Raw genomic sequence first — 19,713 nt, 5'->3', positions numbered from 1 at the left:
CCACGCTACCGGGATGCTGTGGCCGAGGCGGCAGACTGGCCGGGTGGCAGGGAAACAGCGCGACGAGCAGCAACCGCGAAACAGGTGGCGGCACCTCGTCTGGGTAGGCGTCGCAATGATCGTCGCCGGTGTGCTCGTGCTCGGGTACGTCGGTTGGCAGCTCTACGGCACGACCTGGGCGTCGAAGCGCGAGCAGAAGTCGATCGTCGGCGCCACCGAACGGGTGTGGCAGCAGGACAGTGACGGGGAGGGATCGGTCTCCGCCAAGGACGAGGAGCTCGCCGGCGACGTCGTGGCGCTGATCCGGATCCCGCGGTTCGGCGACGACTACGTCGTACCGGCGCACGAGGGGACCGACGACGACACCCTGACGCGCGGCTTCGGCATCTTCGACAGCTCACCGAAGCCCGGCGGTCAGGGCAACTTCGCCCTGGCCGGCCATCGGATCACGCACGGTGAGCCGCTGCGCGAGATGCCGGACCTGGACGCCGGGGACGAGGTGGTCGTCGAGACGCAGGACGCTGTGTACACCTACGTGCTCGACACCTCCGGCGACTCGTTGACGGTCGACTTCGACGCGGGCTGGGTCACTGCAGCAGAGCCGGTCGACCCGGAGACCGGGCAGTCGCTCTCGGACCGAGTGGGGCCGACCCGGCTGCTGACGCTGGTCACCTGCGCCGAGCTCTTCCACACCGACAACCGGCTGGTGGCCTTCGGCCACCTCGTGTCGAAGGAGCCGAAGGCCTGACGCGCTAGAAGCCCACGGCTGCTGTGGGCGTGACGTCGGACCGGAGCGCGCGCCAGAGCTCACGCGCTGCGCCTGCGCGCTGCTCGGTGACCAAGCCGGCGCGGGCGAGGCCGAGCAGGTTGGCGCCGCCGAGGTACGCGGAACCGAGCACCTCGACCGGGAGGCGTACGTCGGCGTCGTCCGCTCGACGGTGGCCGTGCCGGTGTCGTCGGCGTGGACCCGCCAACGGCCCTCGTTCCACGGTGCTGCCTGGTCCACCACGTCGAGCACCACGTCGCACGGCGCGCTCCAGGCGCGGCCCATCAGCGCCTCGGGCAGGTCGACGAGCCGGATCCAGAGGCTGTCGTAGGTCTCGATGCCGCCCGTGGCACGGGGGCCACCGGCCCAGAGCAGGAGCGGGTCGTCGGCGCCGACCGTCCCGATCTTGACGGTCGAGACCAGGTCGAAGTCGACGAGGCGCCGCAGCAGGGCCAGGCGGGTCGCGGGCTCACCGACGACCGCCCACGCGTCCAGCGTCGCTGCCGGTCGGGCGTGCTCCCACTTGTCGTTGCGGCGGAACGCCGCGAACCCGACGTCCGCGCCGTCGCGACGGGCGAAGAGCACCCGCCACGGCTCCTTGTCACGCAGGTGCTCCGGCAGCTGTTGGCAGACCCGCTCGTAGTATTCGAGGGCACCGACGACGGCGCCCAGCTCGGCGTACGCGAGGTGGCACTCGCGCAGTCGCCCGGGCACGCCGGGATCGGTGGCCGTCGACATCCGCGTGGTGATCGTCTTCGCGGCGTCGTCGAGTCCCGGCGCGGTCAGGGTGGCGCCGCGGGACAGGCTGACCACGAGCTCCAGGGACGCCAGACCGTAGCCGTGCCGGCCGTAGATCGCCGGCTCGCTCGCGTGCAGAGCGGACACGTGCATGCCGGGCTCGGCGTGCACCTGCTCGAAGTGGTGGCGCAGCATCGCCGTCAGCACGCCTCGCCGCCGGTGGTCGGGATGCACGCCGACCCAGGTCAGTCCGGCGCACGGGACCTGTCGCAGGCCGGCGTGCGCCCCGGGGACGGACAGTGTCATCGGGAAGACCCCGTAGACGCCGGGGTAGGTGCCCTCGTCGGCGCCGTCGATCTCGGCGGCGAAGCGCTGGTCGACCGGCAGACCGAGCAGTTGCTCCTCCGTCGGCGCGGACACCACCTCGGCGAACCACACGGTCTGGTCGGTGGCGAGATAGCGGTCGGCGTCGGTGGCCATCCCCACCTTGATGTCGGTCATGCCCTCAGCCAAGCGGCGCGGAGGCCGAGCCACAACCCGATTAGCGACCGTCCTCGTCGAGGTAGCTCGGCTCGGCCATGGACCGGGGCGGATGCCGTACGTCGTGGACGATCTGGTCCCGTAGTCCCGACCACGCGATGCCGAGCCGCACGGCCCACGCGACGACCGCCGCCAGCAGCGCGCATACGCCGGCGACCGCGACGATGATGCCGAGCACGGGCACCACGTGGCTGTCGCCGGTGCTCTCGTCCGGCCACGATGCGAGCGCCCAGACGATCCCGACCGGGGCTGCGATCATGCCGCCGAACGCCAGTGCCGCGACGGTGCTTGCTGCGTCCGCCCGCTCGTTCGCCATGTCGGGCAATGTAGTCGAGGTCAGGTCCGAGCAGGCTCGACCCGGCCGATGACCTGGCCCAAGGCGATCCGGCCGCCACCGGTGCCGGGCGCGGTGTAGCGCAGCACCACCTCGTCACCGTCCTCGAGGAAGGTCCCGTCGGCGCCCCAGCCGATCTCGAGGAAGGAGCCGCGCTGGTCGGGCTCGGGGCCGCTGATCGTCCCGGAGCCGTAGAGGTCGCCGGTGCGCAGCGACGCGCCGTTGACCGTGAGGTGGGCGAGCATCTGAGCGGGAGACCAGTACATCGAGCGGTACGGCGGCCGGCTGACGACCTCGCCGTTCAGCGCCACCTCCACGTCGATGTCGAGACCCTGCGTGGCGCCAGGGCCCAGGTAGGGCAAGGGTTCCGGCTCCTGGCCGGGCAGGTCGACCCAGGCTGCGGACAGCGCCTCGACCGGGGTGACCCAGTGCGAGATCGACGTCGCGAACGACTTCCCGAGGAACGGCCCGAGCGGCACGTACTCCCAGGCCTGGATGTCGCGTGCCGACCAGTCGTTGAGCCCCACGACACCGAAGACGTGGTCGGCGAACGCGTCGTACGACACGGGCGTGCCGATCGTCGAGCCGACACCCACCACGAAGCCCAGCTCCGCCTCGATGTCGAGCCGCCTGGACGCTCCGTACGTCGGCCCCTCGGGACCGGGCCGTTGGCCGCGCGGCCGCACGACCGGTGTCCCCGACGGGACGACCGTGCCGGCCCGGCCGTGATAGCCGACCGGCAGGTGTCGCCAGTTGGGGAGCAGTGCCTCGCCGTCGGGTCGGAAGATCCGGCCGACGTTGGTCGCGTGGTCGAGAGAGGCGTAGAAGTCGACGTAGTCGGCGACCTCGACGGGGAGGTGCATCGTCAGGTCGGCGAGGGGAAGCAGCGACGGCTCCACGAGATCGCGTTCGGTCTCGTCGGTGAGCAGGCCGGTCACCCAGCGCCGTACGGACTCGCGGACCTGACGGCCCTCGGCCATCAGGGGATTGAGGGAGCGCTCCTGGAAGACGTGGTGGACGTCGAGCATCTCGGCGGCGGCGATCGGCGCCAGGTCGACGACGAAGTCACCGATCCGGACGCCGACGCGGGGCTCCTCGCCCGGCCGGGAGAAGACGCCGTACGGCAGGTTGTCGACGTCGAAGAGCGACCCGTCGGCGCCGGGAACCCAGGTGCTCATGACTCCTCCAGCAAGCCAGGACCGATCAGGCCCAGGGCGAGCAGGTCGTCGAGCGGCTCACTGACGGAGCAGGAGCCGAACGACGTGAACCACCGGCGCGCGCCGGCCAGGTCGAGGTCGCGTGCGGTCTCCACCAGTACGGCGGGCTCGCGCTCCTCGAGCAGGTCGACGACCTCGGCCCGCGGACTGCCGTCGAAGGCCTGCCGGGTCGCGACCAGGAGGTTCAGGAAGCCGTGGTGCTCGAAGCCGTCATCGCCGGTGTGGCGTACGGCGCGGTGCAGCCCGGCCGTGCACTTGAACGATGTCTCCCGGTCCAGCGCGGCATCGATCCACGCGGCCAGGGCGGCAGCGGAGGGGAAGGCGTGCGCCTCCAGCCCGCCGGTGCGGAACTTCAGCCGCAGCTCGGCCGCCGCGACCTCGTCCGCGGCAGCGAGCCAGGCCGGCTCCGGGCAGGACGACGGGATCTCGACGTAGACCGGCACGTGGTCGTCGAGGATGCCCTCGGTCCTGGCGGCGTCCACGGCGGTGACGACGCGACGGGCGGCGCCGACCGGGTCGGCGGGGTCGCGCAACGCGATCTCCAGGCCCTCGATGGCGACATGCAGCTTGCGCCCCAGCCCGGCGGCTCCGGAGATCTGCCCCGCGCCCCCGGTGACCACGACAGAGAGCGCGAGCGGGGTGCCGCGCAGGATCGGGATGTCGGTGTCGCGGACCACGAAGGTGCCGACGAGGTCGGCGTACGGCTCGTGCCGTCGAGCCTGGTGGGAGCCCGCGGCCTCGTGGATCGGGGCGTCGACCGGCGGGAAGATCGCGGCGTCGTCGACCAAGCCGCGCCAAGCCGGGGGGAGAGTCGGTGGCAGAGTGGGGAGGGCGTCCGTTGACACGCTGGCTACTCTAACCATGGATCAGATAACGGACGATCGCGTTCGTTTATCGAACACGTGGAGGACTCATGGCCCACTATCGACGCGTCGGCGAGGTCCCGCCGAAGCGGCACACCCAGCACCGCGACCCTGAAGGCCGCCTCTACCACGAGGAGCTGATGGGGGAGGAGGGCTTCTCCTCCGACTCCTCGCTGCTCTACCACCGCGGGGTGCCGTCGGCGATCGTCGGCTCCGAGGTCTGGGAGCTCCCCGACCAGCGCCGCACCCCCAACCACCCGCTCAAGCCGCGGCACCTCAAGCTGCACGATCTCGAGACCGGGCCAGATGCTGTCAACGACAGGCGTCTCGTCCTCGGCAACAACGACGTGCGCATCTCGTACGTCCTCACCGGCACCGACCACTCGCCGTACTACCGCAACGCGATCGGCGACGAGTGCGTGTACGTCGAGTCCGGGTCCGGCGTCGTCCAGACGGTGTTCGGGGTGATCGACTACCGCGCGGGCGACTACGTGACCGTGCCGCGGGCGACCACGCACCGGTGGGTACCGGCCGAGCCGAGCCAGCTCTACGCGATCGAGGCCAACAGCCACATCGCACCGCCGAAGCGCTACCTGTCGCGCTACGGCCAGTTGCTCGAGCACGCGCCGTACTGCGAACGCGACCTGCACGGCCCGACCGAGCCCTTCCACCTCGAGGGCACCGACGTCGACGTCCTGGTCAAGCACCGCACCAGTGCCGGCATCGTCGGCACCCGGATGACCTACGCGACGCACCCGTTCGACGTCGTCGGGTGGGACGGCTGCCTGTATCCCTACACGTTCAACGTCGAGGACTACATGCCGATCACCGGCAAGGTGCACCAGCCGCCGCCGGTGCACCAGGTCTTCGAGGGCCACAACTTCGTGGTCTGCAACTTCCTGCCGCGCAAGGTCGACTACCACCCGCTGTCGATCCCGGTGCCCTACTACCACTCCAACGTCGACAGCGACGAGGTCATGTTCTACGTCGGCGGCGACTACGAGGCTCGCAAGGGCTCCGGCATCGGGCTGGGCTCGATCTCTCTCCACCCCGGCGGCTACGCCCACGGCCCGCAGCCCTCCGCGATCGAGGCCTCGCTGGGAGTCGACTACTTCGACGAGTCCGCCGTCATGGTCGACACCTTCGCTCCGCTCGACCTCGGCGAGGGTGGCTTGGCGGTCGAGGACTCGGCGTACGCCTGGACGTGGAGCGGGCGTGGCCCGGACGATCCGGCGGTCTTCTCCAACAGCTGAGTCCGTGTTGCCCGGCAGCCCACCTGCCGAAATGCGTCGACCCGCCCTCTCGGCGAGAGGGCGGGTCGACGTCGACCGAGCGGTCAGGCAGCGACCGGCTCGTTGTTGAGCGTCTTGTAGGTGTAGGCCGTGCCCAGGATGATCACCGGGATCGCGGCGATCAATCCGACGCCACACAGGCAGAAGCCCACGATGTAGGTCACCAGAGACAGCAGGAACCAGACGATCACGTTGCCCGCGTTGTTCTTCGTGAACTCGAAGCTCGCCTTGATGGCGTCGATCGCGCCCAGCTCGGGCTTGTCCATCAGGAAGTACAGCGTGAAGGACGTGAAGAACGCGACCAGCAGGCCCGGGATCACCAGCAGGATGAAGCCGATGAACGTCGCGATGCCGATCAGCACCGACGCGACGACCACCTCGCCCAGCTTCTGCGGAGTCAGCAGCGTCTTCGGATCGAGCTCCCGGCCCTCGGTGATGTCGAGAGCGCCGCGGACGATTCCCGCGCCGATGATCATCGACACGATCCAAGAGGCGAGGCTGATCAGGAAGGACACGATGTACGAGTCCCGGACGAAGTAGCTCACGACCTGGAAGACGATCTGCACCGCCACCAGGACCAGGATGGCGATCAGGATCGACCCGAGGTTCCCCGTGAACTTCTTCCAGCCGTAGCTCCAGGCGGTGCTGGCGCTGTACGAGCCACCGCCCACCGGGGGCGCTCCGGCGTAGCCCGGCGGCGGAGGCGGAGGCACCTCGCCGTACCCACCGGTCGGCGGAGTCGGCGGGGAAGCCTCGCCGTACCCACCGGACGGCGGCGGGACGGGTTGCTCGGGAGGGGGTTCGTTCGTGGACATGTTGGCTCCTCGTGCGTCGCTTGAGCGGCAGACCCCTGAAACCTAGCGGGTTGCGGCTGCCCGACGACAGGGCCGACAGGCGCTATTGAGACTGGCGCAGCCGCGCCCGGCCCGGGGGGGTACTGCGACGCCATGGGCTACGCGGCAGGATGGGAGCATGACCAGGCGAGCACCACAGCACGACGTCGACGGGCACCGACTCGAGGTCGAGGCGCCCAAGGAGTCGGCAGCGGGCGTGCCGGCGGTAGCCATCGCGATGAAGCTCGCGGTGGAGCAGATGGGCGTACGTCGTACGGCGCAGACGCTGCTGCGGCTGAACCAGGCCGATGGGTTCGACTGCCAGGGCTGTGCGTGGCCCGACCCGGACCCGAGCCACCGGCACACCGCGGAGTTCTGCGAGAACGGCGCCAAGGCGGTCACCGAGGAGGCGACGCTGCGCCGGGTCGACCGCAGCTTCTTCGTCGAGCACTCGATCGACGACCTGCGCGACAAGACCGACTACTGGCTGGGTCAGCAGGGCCGGATCACCGAGCCGATGGTGCTCCGCGCCGGGTCGACCCACTATGAGCCGATCGCCTGGGACCAGGCCTTCGAGCTGATGGGCGGGCTGCTCAACGGTCTCGCGTCGCCCGACGAGGCGGTCTTCTACACGTCCGGGAAGGTGTCCAACGAGGCAGCCTTCGCCTACCAGCTCTTCGCCCGTGCCTATGGCACCAACAATCTGCCGGACTGCTCGAACATGTGCCATGAGTCGAGCGGGGTCGGCCTCGCCGAGACGATCGGCATCGGCAAGGGCTCTGTGAGCCTCGAGGACATCCACGACGCGAAGCTGATCGTGGTCGCGGGGCAGAACCCCGGCACCAACCACCCGCGGATGCTGAGCGCCCTCGAGATCGCCAAGCAACGTGGCGCGAAGATCATCTCGATCAACCCGTTGCGCGAGGCCGGGCTGGTCCGCTTCAAGAACCCCCAGAAGGTGCGTGGCCTCGCCGGCCATGGCACCGCGCTCTCCGATCTGCACCTGCCGGTCCGGATCAACGGCGATCTTGCCCTCTTCCAGGCCATCGGCTCGCTGCTGTTGGAGTGGGACGCGGTCGACCACGACTTCATCGCCGAGTACACCCACGGGTTCGAGGAGTGGGCGGCGCACGTGCGCAAGCTCGACTGGGACGCCGTACGGCGCGCGACGGGTCTCGAGCGGTCCGAGATCGTGGCGGCTGCCCGGATGTTCCAGGAGTCCGACGCGACCGTCGTCTGCTGGGCGATGGGCATCACCCAGCACCGCAACGCCGTCGCGACGGTCAAGGAGATAGTCAACGTCGTCCTGCTCCAGGGCAACATCGGCAAGCCCGGCGCCGGCCTCTGCCCGGTGCGCGGCCACTCCAACGTCCAGGGCGACCGGACGATGGGGATCTGGGAGCGCGCGCCCGAGCACTTCCTCGACGCGCTGCAGCAGGAGTTCGGCTTCGACCCGCCGCGCGAGCACGGCCTCGACACCGTGAAGTCCATCGAGGCGCTGCGCGACGGCAAGGCCAAGGTCTTCATCGGGATGGGCGGCAACTTCGTGTCGGCCGCGCCCGACACCGAGGTCACCGAGCAGGCGATGCGCAACGCCGACCTGACCGTCCATGTCTCCACCAAGCTCAACCGCTCACACGTCGTCACCGGACGCGAGGCGCTGATCCTGCCGGCGATGGGCCGCAGCGAGCGCGACCTCACCGGCGGCCGGCTCCAGCGAGTGACGGTAGAGGACTCGATGTCGGCCGTGCACGCCTCGCACGGCCCGCTCAAGCCGGCGTCGCCGTACCTGAAGTCCGAGGTCGACATCATCTGCTCGCTCGCGATCGCCACCCTCGGTGACCGGCACGGCATCCCGTGGGACGAGTTCCGCTCCGACTACACGGAGATCCGGCACCGGATCGCCAAGGTGGTGCCGGGCTGTGCGGCGTACGACGAGAAGGTGAGCCGGCCCGGCGGGTTCGTGCTGCCGCACCCGCCGCGGGACTCGCGGACCTTCGACACCGAGGTTGGGAAGGCGGTCTTCACGGCGAGCCCGACCGACGTGCTGCACGTCCCGGAGGGTCGGCTGCTGTTGCAGACGCTGCGCTCGCACGACCAGTTCAACACCACGATCTACGGCCTCGACGACCGCTACCGCGGCATCAAGAACGGGCGCCGGGTGGTCTTCGTGCACCCCGACGACATCGCTGCGCTCGGCCTGTCGGACGGTTCGGTCGTCGACCTCGTCAGCGAGTGGTCCGACGGCTCCGAGCGCCGAGCGCCCGACTTCCGGGTGGTGCCGTACGACCAGCCGAGAGGCTGCGCCGCGGCGTACTACCCGGAGACCAATCCCCTGATCCCGCTGGGGTCCGTGGCCATCGGCAGCAACTGCCCGACGTCGAAGTCGGTGATCGTGCGGCTCGAGTCCCCGGGCACCGACCAGGGGCTCGCTGTGGCGAGCGACGCCGGGTCCGTCACCGCCGGCGACGCCAAGCGGACCGTCCAACCGGAGCATCTCGGCTGAGTCGCGTCACAATGGTCTCGTGAGCAATCTCGAGGACAAGCCGGCCGAGCTCGACTGCCACACGGCGCCGGCGTCGGGCATCGAGATCATGACGCCGCGCGACGTCCCGCTCGGGGGGCCGCGGGCGATGCGAGTCCGCCGCACCCTGCCGCAGCGCGAGCGCTCCCTCATCGGCGCGTGGTGCTTCGTCGACCACTACGGCCCCGACGAGGTCGCTGACAGCGGCGGCATGGTCGTCCCGCCGCACCCGCACACGGGACTGCAGACCGTCAGCTGGCTGTTCACCGGCGAGGTCGAGCACCGTGACAGCGCCGGCCACCACGCGATGGTGCGTCCCGGCGAGGTCAACCTGATGACCGCCGGCCGCGGCATCAGCCACTCCGAGGTCTCGCCGCCGACGACCACGACGCTCCACGGCGCGCAGCTCTGGGTGGCGCTGCCGGACTCGGCCCGGTTCGTCGACCCCGGGTTCGCCCACCACGCGCCGGCGCCGGTGACGGGTCCGGGTTACGAGGCGCGGGTGTTCCTCGGCTCGTTGCTCGGCGACACCTCGCCGGTCTCGACGTACACGCCGCTGCTGGGCGCCGAGATCCTGCTGTCGCCCGGCGCAGACCTGGTGCTCGACGTCGATCCGACCTTCGAGCACGGCGTCCTCGTCGACGCCGGCGTGCTGTCGGTCGCCGGTGCCGAGGCGAAGCGGAACGACCTCGCCTACGTCCCACCCGGCTCCTCGACGCTGACGCTCACGTCGTACGACGAGCCGGTGCGGCTGCTGCTCCTCGGCGGCCCGCCGTTCGGCGAGGCGATCGTGATGTGGTGGAACATCGTGGCCCGCACCCACGAGGAGGTCGTCGCCTGGCGCGCCGAGTGGCAGGACCAGATCGTCGACGGTCGGCTCGCCGACGGGTGGTTCGGCGTCCCGGTCGGCGACGAGCGGCCGCCCATCCCCGCCCCGCCCCTCCCGAACGCACGGCTCAAGGAGCGCCGCTAGCATCCGGGTGGTTGCGAGGTTCGGGCCTGGCGGCCTCACACCTCAACCACCTTGTCGGCGGCGTCGGACAAGATGTCCGCATGGGACCGCTGATCGGCGAGGACGGGGTGGCGCGCTGCCCGTGGGCGGGTGGCGCGGGCGTGATGCGCGACTACCACGACGAGGAGTGGGGCCGGCGCGTCCACGGGGAGGCGTCGTACCTCGAGCGCCTCACGTTGGAGGCGTTCCAGTCCGGGCTGTCCTGGTCCACGATCCTCAACAAGCGCGACGCGTTCCGCGAGGTGTTCCACGGGTTCGACGCGGAGGCGATCGCGGAGTTCGACCAGGGCGACGTGGAGCGGCTGATGCAGGAGCCGCGGATCGTGCGCAACCGGCTCAAGATCGAGGCGGCGATCACCAACGCCCGCGCAACCGTGGGCCTGCGGGACCAGGAGGGGTTGGAGGCGTTCGTGCTGTCGTTCGCCCCTGCAGAGCCTCCGGCGTGGTCGGACACCGACGAGATGGCGACCATGTCGGACGACTCCAAGCGGCTCTCGAAGGAGCTCAAGAAGCGCGGCTTCGCGTTCGTCGGGCCGACCACGATGTATGCGCTGATGGAGGCGATCGGCATCTTCGACCCGCACCTGGTCGGCTGCCACCGCCGCGGTCTCGGCTGACGGCTCAGCTGACGAACTGCAGGATCTCCGCGGCCACCTCGGCAGGCCGCTCGAGCTGCAGGAAGTGCCCGGCGCCGGCCACGAGCGCGGCCCGCGAGCTCGCCGGCATCCACTGCTCGACGACCGGGAAGAACCGCGGGTCCAGCGCGCCGTCCTGGTCGCCGTGGAGGTACAGCAACGGTGCCACGGGCTCCGCGAGCGCCGGCTCGATGCCGCTGCCGAGCATCGCCCGGTAGTACGACACGACCGCCCGCGCGTGCTCGAGATCGGGTACGGCGGCCCGCAGCAGCTCGAGGTCCTCGCGCGCGTCGTACCCCGGCGACCACGACCGCCACAGCCGCGCGGCCAGCTTGTCGAAGTTGCGCTCGGACAGGCCGGGCACCTGGTTGGCAGCGATGTACCAGGAGTGGAAGGGCTGTCGCACCATCGCCGAGAGCCAGGAGCCGAGCGTCGCTCGGGTCGGGTTCATCGCCGCGAACGGCGCGACCGCCAGCGAGACGTGCCGGCCGTACGGCGAGGCCGGGTCTCCGACGACGGCATTCGTCGTGATCGCGCCCCAGTCGTGGCCGAGTAGCACGGCGTCCGGCCCGCCGCCGAGCACCGTGTGCAGCGCCACGGCGTCCGCGGCCAGCGCCCGCACCGAGTAGTCGCGGTCGGCCGGGATCTCCGACGGGGCGTACCCGCGCAGGAACGGCGCCGCGACCCGCAGCCCGGAGTCGGCGAGCAGCGGGGCCACGTGCCGCCAGGTCCACGCGGTGTCGGGGAAGCCGTGCAGCGCGACGACGAGGCGCCCGTCTGGCGGTCCCCACTCCAGGACCCCGACCTGGTGCGTCGGCAGGCTGATTTCGTGCACGCGAGGCAGCATGGCGACACCCTAGAGTCGGAGCCATGGCCGAACAGGTCCAGACATCGGCGGGCGTGCCGCGCACCCACCCCGCGCGCTGGGTCCTGCACCGGGTCGAGCGCACCGCCTGGTTCGCGACTCGAGCGACCTGGGAGACCCCCGACGGCGGACGCGTGCGGTGGGCGTCGCGACTGGCGCGGCGTCGGGGCCGGGTGGAGCTGCTCGACCACGCGGGGTCCGCCGTCGGCTTCGTCGATGCGACGCCGACGACCGCGCGCCGTCTGGCCCGCGCCAACCTGGTGGCTGCGACGGCGTTCACCCTCGGTGGGTCGCTCTTCGCGATCGGTGCGCTGCTGGCACAGCTCGGCGTCGGGTCGCTGTGGGACGTCGACATGGTCTATCTCGTGGGCGGCGTGTTCTTCAGCATCGGCGGCTACGTGTCGGTGCTGCAGGCAGCGAATACGCCCACCGACATCGAGGACGACGGCGCGCTGAGCTCGGCGACCTGGCGATGGCTCAGCTTCGAACCGCGGCAGATCGGCTGGCTCAGCGCTGCCGTGCTGTTCGCGGGAACCCTCTTCTTCGGGGTCAGCCTGGTGGCGGCCTTCGCAGAGGACCTGACCGCTCGTCAGAGCGACACCTGGATCTGGGTGCCCGACATCGTCGGCTGCGTGTGCTTCCTGGTCTCCGGGCACCTCGCGCTCGTGGAGGTCGGTCACGGTCGCATCTGGCGAGTCGTCGACGACCTCGGCTGGTGGATCGTCGGGATCAACCAGGTCGGCTCGATCCTCTTCTTCCTGGCCGGGATCGCCGCCTTCACCCGCCCGGCCACCAGCGCTGCGCTGGACCTGGGCCTGGTCAACTGGGGGACGTTCGCAGGCGCGGTCTGCTTCGCGATCGGCGGGGTGCTGCAGCTGTTCGAGCGACCCGCAGCAGGGCCGGACTAGTCCAAAAGGGGTGATGACACCCGGCATCGGCGGTGCTTGTCTCGGGAGATGACGACTACCGCCGACGACCGGGCCACCGCACTCTTCGGCAACCGGTTCCTCACCGAGGCCGCTCCGTCCACGCACTTCCCGGACAGTGGTATGACGCCCCTCGACTCCTTGCGGCTGGTCGCCGAGGACCTGGCGATGGAGGGTGACCCCCAACGCAACCTGGCCACCTTCGTGACGACGTGGATGGAGCCGGAGGCGCAGCGGATCATCGCCGAGAACCTGCACCGCAACTTCATCGACCACGCGGAGTACCCGATCTCCGCCGAGATCGAGCAGCGCTGCGTACGGATGCTCGCAGACCTCTTCAACGCGCCCGGCGAGACGACCGGCTGCCGCACCCAGGGCTCGTCGGAGGCGATCATGCTGGGCGCGCTGTCCCTGAAGTGGAAGTGGAGGGAGCGGCGCACGGCGGCCGGGAAGTCTCTCGACCAGCCGAACCTCGTCTTCGGTGGCGACGTGCACGTCGTCTGGGAGAAGTTCTGCCGCTACTTCGACGTCGAACCGCGGATCGTGCCGCTGGCGGAGAACAAGTACACGATCGGCCCGGACGACGTCCGCCCCCACCTCGACGAGAACACCATCGGCGTCGTGGGCGTGCTCGGGACGACCTTCACCGGGCACATGGACGACATCCGGGGGATCAACGACCTGCTGGTCGCGCTCAAGGCCGACGGTGGCCTCGACATCCCGATGCACGTCGACGGGGCCAGTGGGGGGTTCGTCTGGCCGTTCCTCTACCCGGACTCGGCCTGGGACTTCCGGCTCGAGCAGGTCCGCTCGATCAACGTCTCCGGCCACAAGTACGGGCTGGTCTACCCCGGCATCGGGTGGCTGGTCTTCCGGGAGAAGAGCGACCTCGCCGAGGACCTCGTCTTCTACGAGAACTACCTCGGCAAGACCGACGCGACCTTCACGCTGAACTTCTCGACCGGCGCCTCGATGGTGCTGGCGCAGTACTACATGTTCGTCCGGCTGGGCCGCGAGGGCTACACGTACGTGATGCGGCAGATGCAGCAGAACGCCAAGGCACTCGCCGACAACCTCCGCGCGAGCGGACGCTTCGAGGTGATCGGCGACGACCAGGAGCAGCTGCCTCTCGTGGCCTTCCGGCTCAAGGCGGACCACGACGTGTCGTACGACGAGTCGGACGTCGCCTGGCAGCTGTCGGCCGAGCGTGGCTGGATGGTGCCGGCGTACACGCTCCCGCCCGACGCGCAGGACGTGAAGATCCTGCGCGCGCTGGTCAAGGAGACGATGAGCCGCGAGCAGGTCGACCGGCTCACCCAGGACATCGAGGACGCCTGCCAGACCCTCGACCAGAAGGGCGGGGCCGCCCAGGTCGAGCGCGAGCAGGTCAAGCAGGGCTCCGGCTACTGAGGCCCGGCTCTGTCCAGCTGAGTCAGCGCAGAGCGGCGGCCTCGGCCGCGAGGCGCGTCACCCGGTCCCAGTCGCCAGCGGCGAGCGCGTCGGCGGGCGTGATCCAGGAGCCGCCGACGCAGCCGACGTTCGAGAGCGCGAGGTACGACGGCGCCGAGGCGAGCGTGATCCCGCCGGTCGGGCAGAAGCGGGCTGCCGGGACCGGGGACGCGACCGCCTTGAGGTATGCCGTGCCTCCCGACGCCTCGGCCGGGAAGAACTTCATCTCCGTGCAGCCGGCCTCGCGGGCGGCCAGCACCTCGGACACGGTGGAGGTGCCGGGGAGGAACGGCAGCCCGGTGTCCTGCATCGCGTGCAGCAGCGACCGGGTGGTGCCGGGGGAGACCAGGAACTGCGCGCCGGCGTCCAGCGCCTCCTTGGCGTGCGCGGGCGTGGTGATGGTGCCAGCGCCGACCAGGATCTCGGGCACCTCGGACGCGATCGCCCGGATGGCGTCGAGCGCCACCGGCGTACGCAGCGTCAGCTCGATCACCGGCAGCCCACCTGCGACCAGCGCGCGGGCCACCGGGACGGCATGGGCCAGGTCGTCGAGCACGACGACCGGCATCACCGGGACGACGTCGAGCACGGAGTCAGACAGTCTGGGCATGGCGGACCTCCTGGCCCGGCGCGGTGACGGCCGGGAAGACACTGGCGCCGGTGTCGGCGGACCCGACGGTGGCGCGGAAGGCAGCGAACAGCTCACGGCCGGTCCCTGCGATGGCGCCCGACCCCTGCGGCGCTCGACCCGTGATCGGCCGGCGCGCGAAGGTCTCGTGGTCGACGTGCAGGCCGAGCAGGCCGCCGTCGGCGTCGACGGTGATGACGTCGCCGTCCTGGATCCGCGAGAGCGGACCGCCGAGGGCGGCCTCGGGGGTGACGTGGATGGCGGCCGGGACCTTGCCGGACGCGCCGGACATCCGGCCGTCGGTGACGATCGCGACCTTCTGCCCACGGTCCTGGAGTACGCCGAGGGCGGGGGTCAGCTTGTGCAGCTCGGGCATGCCGTTGGCCGCCGGGCCCTGGTAGCGGATCACCGCGACGAAGTCGCGACCGTCGAGCTGCCCGTGGCCGAACGCCTCCAGGAAGTCGTGCTGGTCGTCGAACACCACCGCGGCGGCGGTCACCAGTCGGTGCTCCGGCTTCACCGCCGAGGTCTTGATCACCGCGCGCCCGAGCGGTCCGTCCAGCATCCGCAGGCCGCCATCGGGGGAGAAGGGCGCGTCGGCCGGACGCAGCACCGCGTGGTCGAGGGACTGCGTCGGCCCCTCCTCCCAGGTGAGGCTGTCGCCGCGCAGCACCGGCTCCTGCGTGTAGCGCCAGAGCCCGTGACCGGCGACGGTCTCCACGTCGTCGTGGAGCAGGCCGGCGGCCAGCAGCGTGCGCACCATGAACGCGATCCCGCCCGCGGCGTGGAAGTGGTTCACGTCGGCCTCGCCGTTCGGGTACATCCGGCTCAGCAGCGGCACGACGGCCGACAGGTCCGACAGGTCGTCCCACGTGAGCGCGATGCCCGCGGCCCGGGCGATGGCGACCAGGTGCATGGTGTGGTTGGTCGAGCCGCCGCTGGCGAGCAGCGCCACGCACGCGTTGACGATCGCCTTCTCGTCGACGATCTTGCCGATCGGCGTGGGCTCTCCCCCCTGCGGCGTCAGCGCCGTGACCCGGAGACCGGCGGCGCGCGTCAGCGCCTCGCGCAGCGGGGTCCCGGGGTTCACGAACGACGAGCCGGGCAGGTGCAGGCCGAGCACCTCCATCAGCAGCTGGTTGGAGTTCGCGGTGCCGTAGAAGGTGCACGTGCCGGCGGAGTGGTACGACGCCGCCTCGGCCTCGAGCAGCTCGTCGCGGCCGACCTTGCCCTCGGCGTACAGCTGGCGCACGCGTGCCTTCTCGGAGTTCGGCAGCCCCGAGGTCATCGGGCCGGCGGGCACGAAGACGGTCGGGAGGTGGCCGAAGGACAGCGCGCCGATCAGCAGGCCGGGCGTGATCTTGTCGCAGACGCCGAGCATCAGCGCGCCGTCGAACATGTCGTGAGAGAGAGCGATCGCGGCCGACATCGCGATCACGTCGCGGCTGTAGAGCGAGAGCTGCATGCCGTCGCGGCCCTGGGTGATCCCGTCGCACATGGCGGGCACGCCACCCGCGAACTGGGCGATGCCGCCGCCGCGGATGACGGCCTTCTTCAGTGCCTCCGGGTAGTCGCGGTAGGGCTGGTGCGCGGAGAGCATGTCGTTGTACGACGACACGATGGCGATGTTGGGCTTCGTGCGACCGCGCAGCGCCTGCTTCTCGGTGGGCTCGGAGGCTGCGAAGCCGTGGGCCAGGTTGGCGCACGCGAGCCGGCCGCGGGCCGGACCGACCTGGCCGGCGGCGTCGATCCGGCGGACGTACTCGGCGCGCCCTTCGGCGCTGCGCTCGACGATGCGGTCCGTGACCGCCGCGAGGGTGGGGTGGAGGGGAGTCATTGGTCGGGCTCCTGCCAGGTACGGCCGTCCCGCTCCAGGAGCATCGCGGCGGCGGTCGGTCCGGCGGTGCCGGCCGGGTACTTCTTCGGCCGCTCGGGCGTCGCGGCCCAGCGGTGCAGGATCGGCTCGGTCCAGGTCCAGGCGGCCTCGACCTCGTCGCGGCGCATGAAGAGCGTCGGGTTGCCCTTGATGACGTCCATCAGCAGGCGCTCGTAGGCGTCGGGCAACCGAGCGTCGAACGCCGTGGCGTAGCTGAGGTCCAAGGAGACCGGCCGGAGGCGGTAGCCCCCGGGCCCGGGCTCCTTGGCGGTGAGGTGCAGGCGCATGCCCTCGTCGGGCTGGACCAGGATGTGCAGCCGGTTCGGCGCGGTGACGCCCTCGGCCCCCGGGAACATCGAGTGCGGCGGCTCCTTGAAGACCACCACGATCTCGGACGCCCGTCGATCCATCCTCTTGCCGGTGCGCAGGTAGAACGGCACCCCGGCCCATCGCCAGTTCTGCACCTCGGTCTTGAGGGCCACGAAGGTCTCGGTGCGCGACCCGCCGTGGCCCAGGTCCTCGGCGTACGACGGCACGGCGACGCCGTCGACGAGACCGGCTTCGTAGCGGCCGCGGACCGTGTCGGAGTCCACCTCGGCCGGGCCCATCGGTCGCAGGGCCTGGAGCACCTTGACCTTCTCGTCGCGCACGGTCTCGCGACCGACGTACGTCGGCGGCTCCATGGCCACCAGGCAGAGCAGCTGCAGCAGGTGGTTCTGCACCATGTCGCGCAGCGCGCCCGCGTGGTCGTAGTACTCGCCCCGGCCACCGACCCCGACGGTCTCGGACACGGTGATCTCGACGTGGTCGACCCAGCGCGAGTTCCAGAGTGGCTCGAGGAAGGTGTTGGCGAAGCGCGTGACGAGCAGGTTCTGCACGCTCTCCTTGCCGAGGTAGTGGTCGATCCGGAAGATCTGCGACTCCGCGAAGACCCGGCCGACGGCGTCGTTGACCTCGCGCGCGGAGGCCAGGTCGTGGCCGATCGGCTTCTCGAGGACGACGCGGGCGTGCTCGTCGACGACGCCGATCTCGTCGAGGCGCTGGCAGATCGAGCCGAAGAGCTTGGGGGAGACGGCGAGGTAGAACACCCGGACCGCCTCCTCCGGGTGCGGCCGATCCTTCAGCAGCGCGTGGAAGCGGTCCCAGTCCTCGGGAGATTGGGCGTCGAGGTTCAGGTGGAAGAGGCGGGCGAGGAACCGGTCGACCGCGCCGTCGTACAGATCGGAGGCGTCGACGTGGATCGTCAGCGCCTCGCGGACCTCCGCGCGCCAGCCGGCGTCGTCGAGGTCGGAGCGGGAGACGCCGAGGATCCGGTAGTCGGCGGGCAGTTGGCCCTCGAGATCGCGGTGATAGAGCGCCGGCAGCAGCTTGCGGAGTGCGAGGTCACCGGTCCCGCCGAAGACCGTGAAGTCGCACGCGGTCGGCAGCACGTTCGGGCTGGGATTCGGATCCATGACGTCCACGGTAGGAACAACATCGGTCCGATGCAAGCACAACTAACGCTTTTCCACGATCAAAGTAAGGGACGTTATGCTCTCGCCCGTGACGCAGACCCCGACCCGCGCCGCCGGGCAGCGGACCGAAGCTCGCGAGAGTGCCGCGCCGGCGACCGCCGGCGAGCTGCTCGACCTGATCCGCAGCGGCCGGGCCAGCACCCGCTCGCAGCTGCGCGCTCTCACCGGGCTGTCCCGTACGGCCATCACGACCCGAGTCAGCTCGCTGACCTCGGCCGGCCTGCTCCTGCTCGGCGAGGAGCTCGCCTCGACCGGCGGCCGGCCACCCGGCGCACTCGTCTTCAACCAGCACGCCGGCGTCGTCGTCGCCGTCGCGATCGGCCGCTCCCGCAGCCAGCTCGCGGTGATGGACCTCGACGGCGAGGAGATTGCGTCCGACTCCCGTGACCACGAGGTCGGGGTCGGACCGAACGAGCTGATGCCGCAGATCGCCGACCGGCTCGCCACCCTGCTGACCGGGGTCGAACCGCCGGTGCTGGGCGTCGGCCTGAGCCTGCCCGGCACCCTCGACTCCCAGCGGGGCCTCAGCATCGGCTCCCCGGTGATGTCCGGCTGGGACGGCGTCGAGCTGGCGCCGTACCTCGACGACGTGACCCGCGCACCGCTCTTCGTCGGCAACGACGCCGACGTGCTCGCCCGCTCCGAGCTGCTGGGCCGCTCCGCCGCTCTCGACGACGTGCTGGTCGTCAAGGCCTCCACCGGTCTCGGCCTGGGCATCATCGCGGACGGCCGGGTGCTCAGCGGGCACCTCGGTGCCGCGGGCGAGATCGGCCACACCAAGGTCGACGCCGCCGCCGGCCTGCAGTGCCGGTGCGGTGCCACCGGCTGCCTCGAGACGCTCGCCGGTGGCTGGGCGCTCGTGGCCCGAGCCCGTGAGGCCGGCCACGAGGTCGGCCACCTGCGCGACCTGGTCGCGCTCGCCCTGCAGGGCGACCCCACGGCCCGTGGGCTGCTGCGCGACAGCGGTCGTGAGCTGGGCGAGGTGCTGGCGATCGCCATCAACCTGCTGAACCCGGCCGCCATCGTGATCGGCGGTGACATGGCCTCGGCCTTCGACTTCCACGTCGCGGGCATCCGGGAGAGCGTCTACGCGCTCGCGGCCCCGTTGGCCACGCGCGACCTGCAGTTCCTGCCGGCGACCCACGGCGACCAGGCCGGCCTGGTCGGCTGTGCGGCGCTCGCGCTGGACCACGTGCTCGCCCCCGTCGCCGTCGACGCCCGGCTGGCGGCGCTGTCCGTCTAGCGAGGTCATAGGGCCTGGGGCGTGGATGCGAACACCTGGCTCTGGATCCTCGCAGGCTTCCTGGCCGCGCTCTTCCTCGGCACCGGTGTCCTCAAGCTCACCCGGTCCCGCGACGAGATCATCGCGGAGGGGCTGACCTGGGCCGAGGACTACTCCGAGCCCCAACTGCGCGCCCTGGGCTGGACGGAGGTGCTCGGCGCGGTGGGCCTGGTGGTCCCGCCCCTCGTCGGGTTCGGGATCGTGACGCCCGTCGCGGCCACCTGCCTGACCCTGCTGACCGCAGGTGCGCTCGTCGTGCACGTACGCCGCCGCGAGTTCCTCCCCGATGCGGTGCGCACCATCGCCCTGATCGTCATGTGCGTGGTGCTCGCCTACTGGCGATTCGGCCCTGAGGCGTTCTGAGCGCCTGGGGTTCGATGGCCGGTTTCCCCGGCTGCCCGGGGAAAACTGCCGACACG

General features: G+C 70.8%; 17 protein-coding genes and 1 pseudogene. 9 read left to right on the top strand and 9 right to left on the bottom strand.

Annotated features, from left to right (window positions below; genetic code table 11):
- Nucleotides 1-13: 13 nt before the first annotated feature.
- Nucleotides 14-748, top strand: a complete 735-nt coding sequence (locus ABEA33_RS12385) for a class E sortase (protein ID WP_345527083.1) — start codon at nt 14-16, stop codon at nt 746-748.
- Between the two features lie 4 nt (nt 749-752).
- On the opposite strand, the pseudogene ABEA33_RS12380 reads toward ABEA33_RS12385, so the two are convergent.
- The 4 genes and pseudogenes from ABEA33_RS12380 to ABEA33_RS12365 all read right to left on the bottom strand — a co-directional run bounded on the left by ABEA33_RS12380 (nt 753) and on the right by ABEA33_RS12365 (nt 4,440).
- A pseudogene (locus ABEA33_RS12380) lies at nt 753-1,984 on the bottom strand (GNAT family N-acetyltransferase).
- 61 nt (nt 1,985-2,045) lie between these two features.
- A complete protein-coding gene (locus tag ABEA33_RS12375; protein WP_345527082.1) occupies nt 2,046-2,360 on the bottom strand; it encodes a hypothetical protein in 315 nt (104 codons plus the stop codon).
- A gap of 20 nt (nt 2,361-2,380) precedes the next feature.
- On the bottom strand, nt 2,381-3,556 hold the full coding sequence (fahA, locus tag ABEA33_RS12370; RefSeq protein ID WP_345527081.1) for a fumarylacetoacetase: 1,176 nt from the start codon (nt 3,554-3,556) through the stop codon (nt 2,381-2,383).
- Nucleotides 3,553-4,440 carry a hypothetical protein gene (locus ABEA33_RS12365; RefSeq protein WP_345527080.1) on the bottom strand — a complete coding sequence of 296 codons (888 nt, stop codon included), beginning with the start codon at nt 4,438-4,440 and terminating at the stop codon, nt 3,553-3,555. The genes fahA and ABEA33_RS12365 overlap by 4 nt, the downstream gene beginning before the upstream one ends.
- A 68-nt stretch (nt 4,441-4,508) precedes the next feature.
- On the opposite strand from ABEA33_RS12365, the gene ABEA33_RS12360 reads away from it, so the two are divergent.
- Complete coding sequence (locus ABEA33_RS12360) at nt 4,509-5,711, top strand: homogentisate 1,2-dioxygenase (protein WP_345527079.1); 1,203 nt, start codon at nt 4,509-4,511, stop codon at nt 5,709-5,711.
- Nucleotides 5,712-5,794: 83 nt separating this feature from the next.
- On the opposite strand, the gene ABEA33_RS12355 is transcribed toward ABEA33_RS12360, so the two are convergent.
- Nucleotides 5,795-6,565, bottom strand: coding sequence for a hypothetical protein (locus ABEA33_RS12355; protein ID WP_345527078.1), 771 nt, complete (start codon nt 6,563-6,565; stop codon nt 5,795-5,797).
- Nucleotides 6,566-6,722: 157 nt separating this feature from the next.
- Between ABEA33_RS12355 and ABEA33_RS12350 the strand changes: the two genes are divergently transcribed.
- The 3 genes from ABEA33_RS12350 (at nt 6,723) to ABEA33_RS12340 (ending at nt 10,736) form a co-directional block, all read left to right on the top strand.
- Nucleotides 6,723-9,089, top strand: coding sequence for an FdhF/YdeP family oxidoreductase (locus ABEA33_RS12350; RefSeq protein WP_345527077.1), 2,367 nt, complete (start codon nt 6,723-6,725; stop codon nt 9,087-9,089).
- A gap of 19 nt (nt 9,090-9,108) precedes the next feature.
- Entirely contained in the window at nt 9,109-10,080 is a 972-nt protein-coding gene (locus tag ABEA33_RS12345) for a pirin family protein (RefSeq protein WP_345527076.1), read from the top strand.
- 80 nt (nt 10,081-10,160) lie between these two features.
- Nucleotides 10,161-10,736, top strand: a complete 576-nt coding sequence (locus tag ABEA33_RS12340) for a DNA-3-methyladenine glycosylase I (protein ID WP_345527075.1) — start codon at nt 10,161-10,163, stop codon at nt 10,734-10,736.
- Between the two features lie 4 nt (nt 10,737-10,740).
- On the opposite strand, the gene ABEA33_RS12335 is transcribed toward ABEA33_RS12340, so the two are convergent.
- Nucleotides 10,741-11,589: an alpha/beta fold hydrolase gene (locus tag ABEA33_RS12335; RefSeq protein ID WP_345527074.1), complete on the bottom strand. Its 849-nt coding sequence runs from the start codon at nt 11,587-11,589 to the stop codon at nt 10,741-10,743.
- 35 nt (nt 11,590-11,624) lie between these two features.
- Between ABEA33_RS12335 and ABEA33_RS12330 the strand changes: the two genes are divergently transcribed.
- Both ABEA33_RS12330 and gad read left to right on the top strand, forming a co-directional pair.
- Nucleotides 11,625-12,527: a hypothetical protein gene (locus ABEA33_RS12330; RefSeq protein ID WP_345527073.1), complete on the top strand. Its 903-nt coding sequence runs from the start codon at nt 11,625-11,627 to the stop codon at nt 12,525-12,527.
- A 48-nt stretch (nt 12,528-12,575) separates the two neighbouring features.
- Entirely contained in the window at nt 12,576-13,955 is a 1,380-nt protein-coding gene (gene gad / locus ABEA33_RS12325) for a glutamate decarboxylase (RefSeq protein WP_345527072.1), read from the top strand.
- A 22-nt stretch (nt 13,956-13,977) separates the two neighbouring features.
- Here the strand turns inward: gad and eda are convergent, their stop codons facing one another.
- Genes eda through zwf form a run of 3 tightly spaced genes read right to left on the bottom strand, consistent with a single transcriptional unit; the run spans nt 13,978 to nt 17,952 of the window.
- Nucleotides 13,978-14,604, bottom strand: coding sequence for a bifunctional 4-hydroxy-2-oxoglutarate aldolase/2-dehydro-3-deoxy-phosphogluconate aldolase (eda, locus tag ABEA33_RS12320; protein WP_345527071.1), 627 nt, complete (start codon nt 14,602-14,604; stop codon nt 13,978-13,980).
- Nucleotides 14,588-16,459, bottom strand: a complete 1,872-nt coding sequence (edd, locus tag ABEA33_RS12315) for a phosphogluconate dehydratase (protein ID WP_345527070.1) — start codon at nt 16,457-16,459, stop codon at nt 14,588-14,590. Before edd ends, eda begins: the two co-directional genes overlap by 17 nt.
- Nucleotides 16,456-17,952 carry a glucose-6-phosphate dehydrogenase gene (gene zwf, locus ABEA33_RS12310; RefSeq protein WP_345527069.1) on the bottom strand — a complete coding sequence of 499 codons (1,497 nt, stop codon included), beginning with the start codon at nt 17,950-17,952 and terminating at the stop codon, nt 16,456-16,458. Before zwf ends, edd begins: the two co-directional genes overlap by 4 nt.
- Nucleotides 17,953-18,040: 88 nt before the next feature.
- Here zwf and ABEA33_RS12305 point away from each other — a divergent pair, with 88 nt between their 5' ends.
- Together ABEA33_RS12305 and ABEA33_RS12300 are read left to right on the top strand one after the other, a co-directional pair.
- The gene (locus tag ABEA33_RS12305; protein WP_345527068.1) at nt 18,041-19,255 is read left to right on the top strand and encodes an ROK family protein; all 1,215 of its coding nucleotides are present in this window, start codon (nt 18,041-18,043) and stop codon (nt 19,253-19,255) included.
- A 21-nt stretch (nt 19,256-19,276) separates the two neighbouring features.
- Nucleotides 19,277-19,657, top strand: coding sequence for a DoxX family protein (locus ABEA33_RS12300; RefSeq protein WP_345527067.1), 381 nt, complete (start codon nt 19,277-19,279; stop codon nt 19,655-19,657).
- Nucleotides 19,658-19,713 lie beyond the last annotated feature (56 nt).

Origin of the sequence: Nocardioides endophyticus (genome assembly GCF_039543845.1) — a bacterium.
Taxonomy (GTDB): Bacteria; Actinomycetota; Actinomycetes; order Propionibacteriales; family Nocardioidaceae; genus Nocardioides; species Nocardioides endophyticus.
This window is presented reverse-complemented; position numbering and strand designations above follow the sequence as displayed.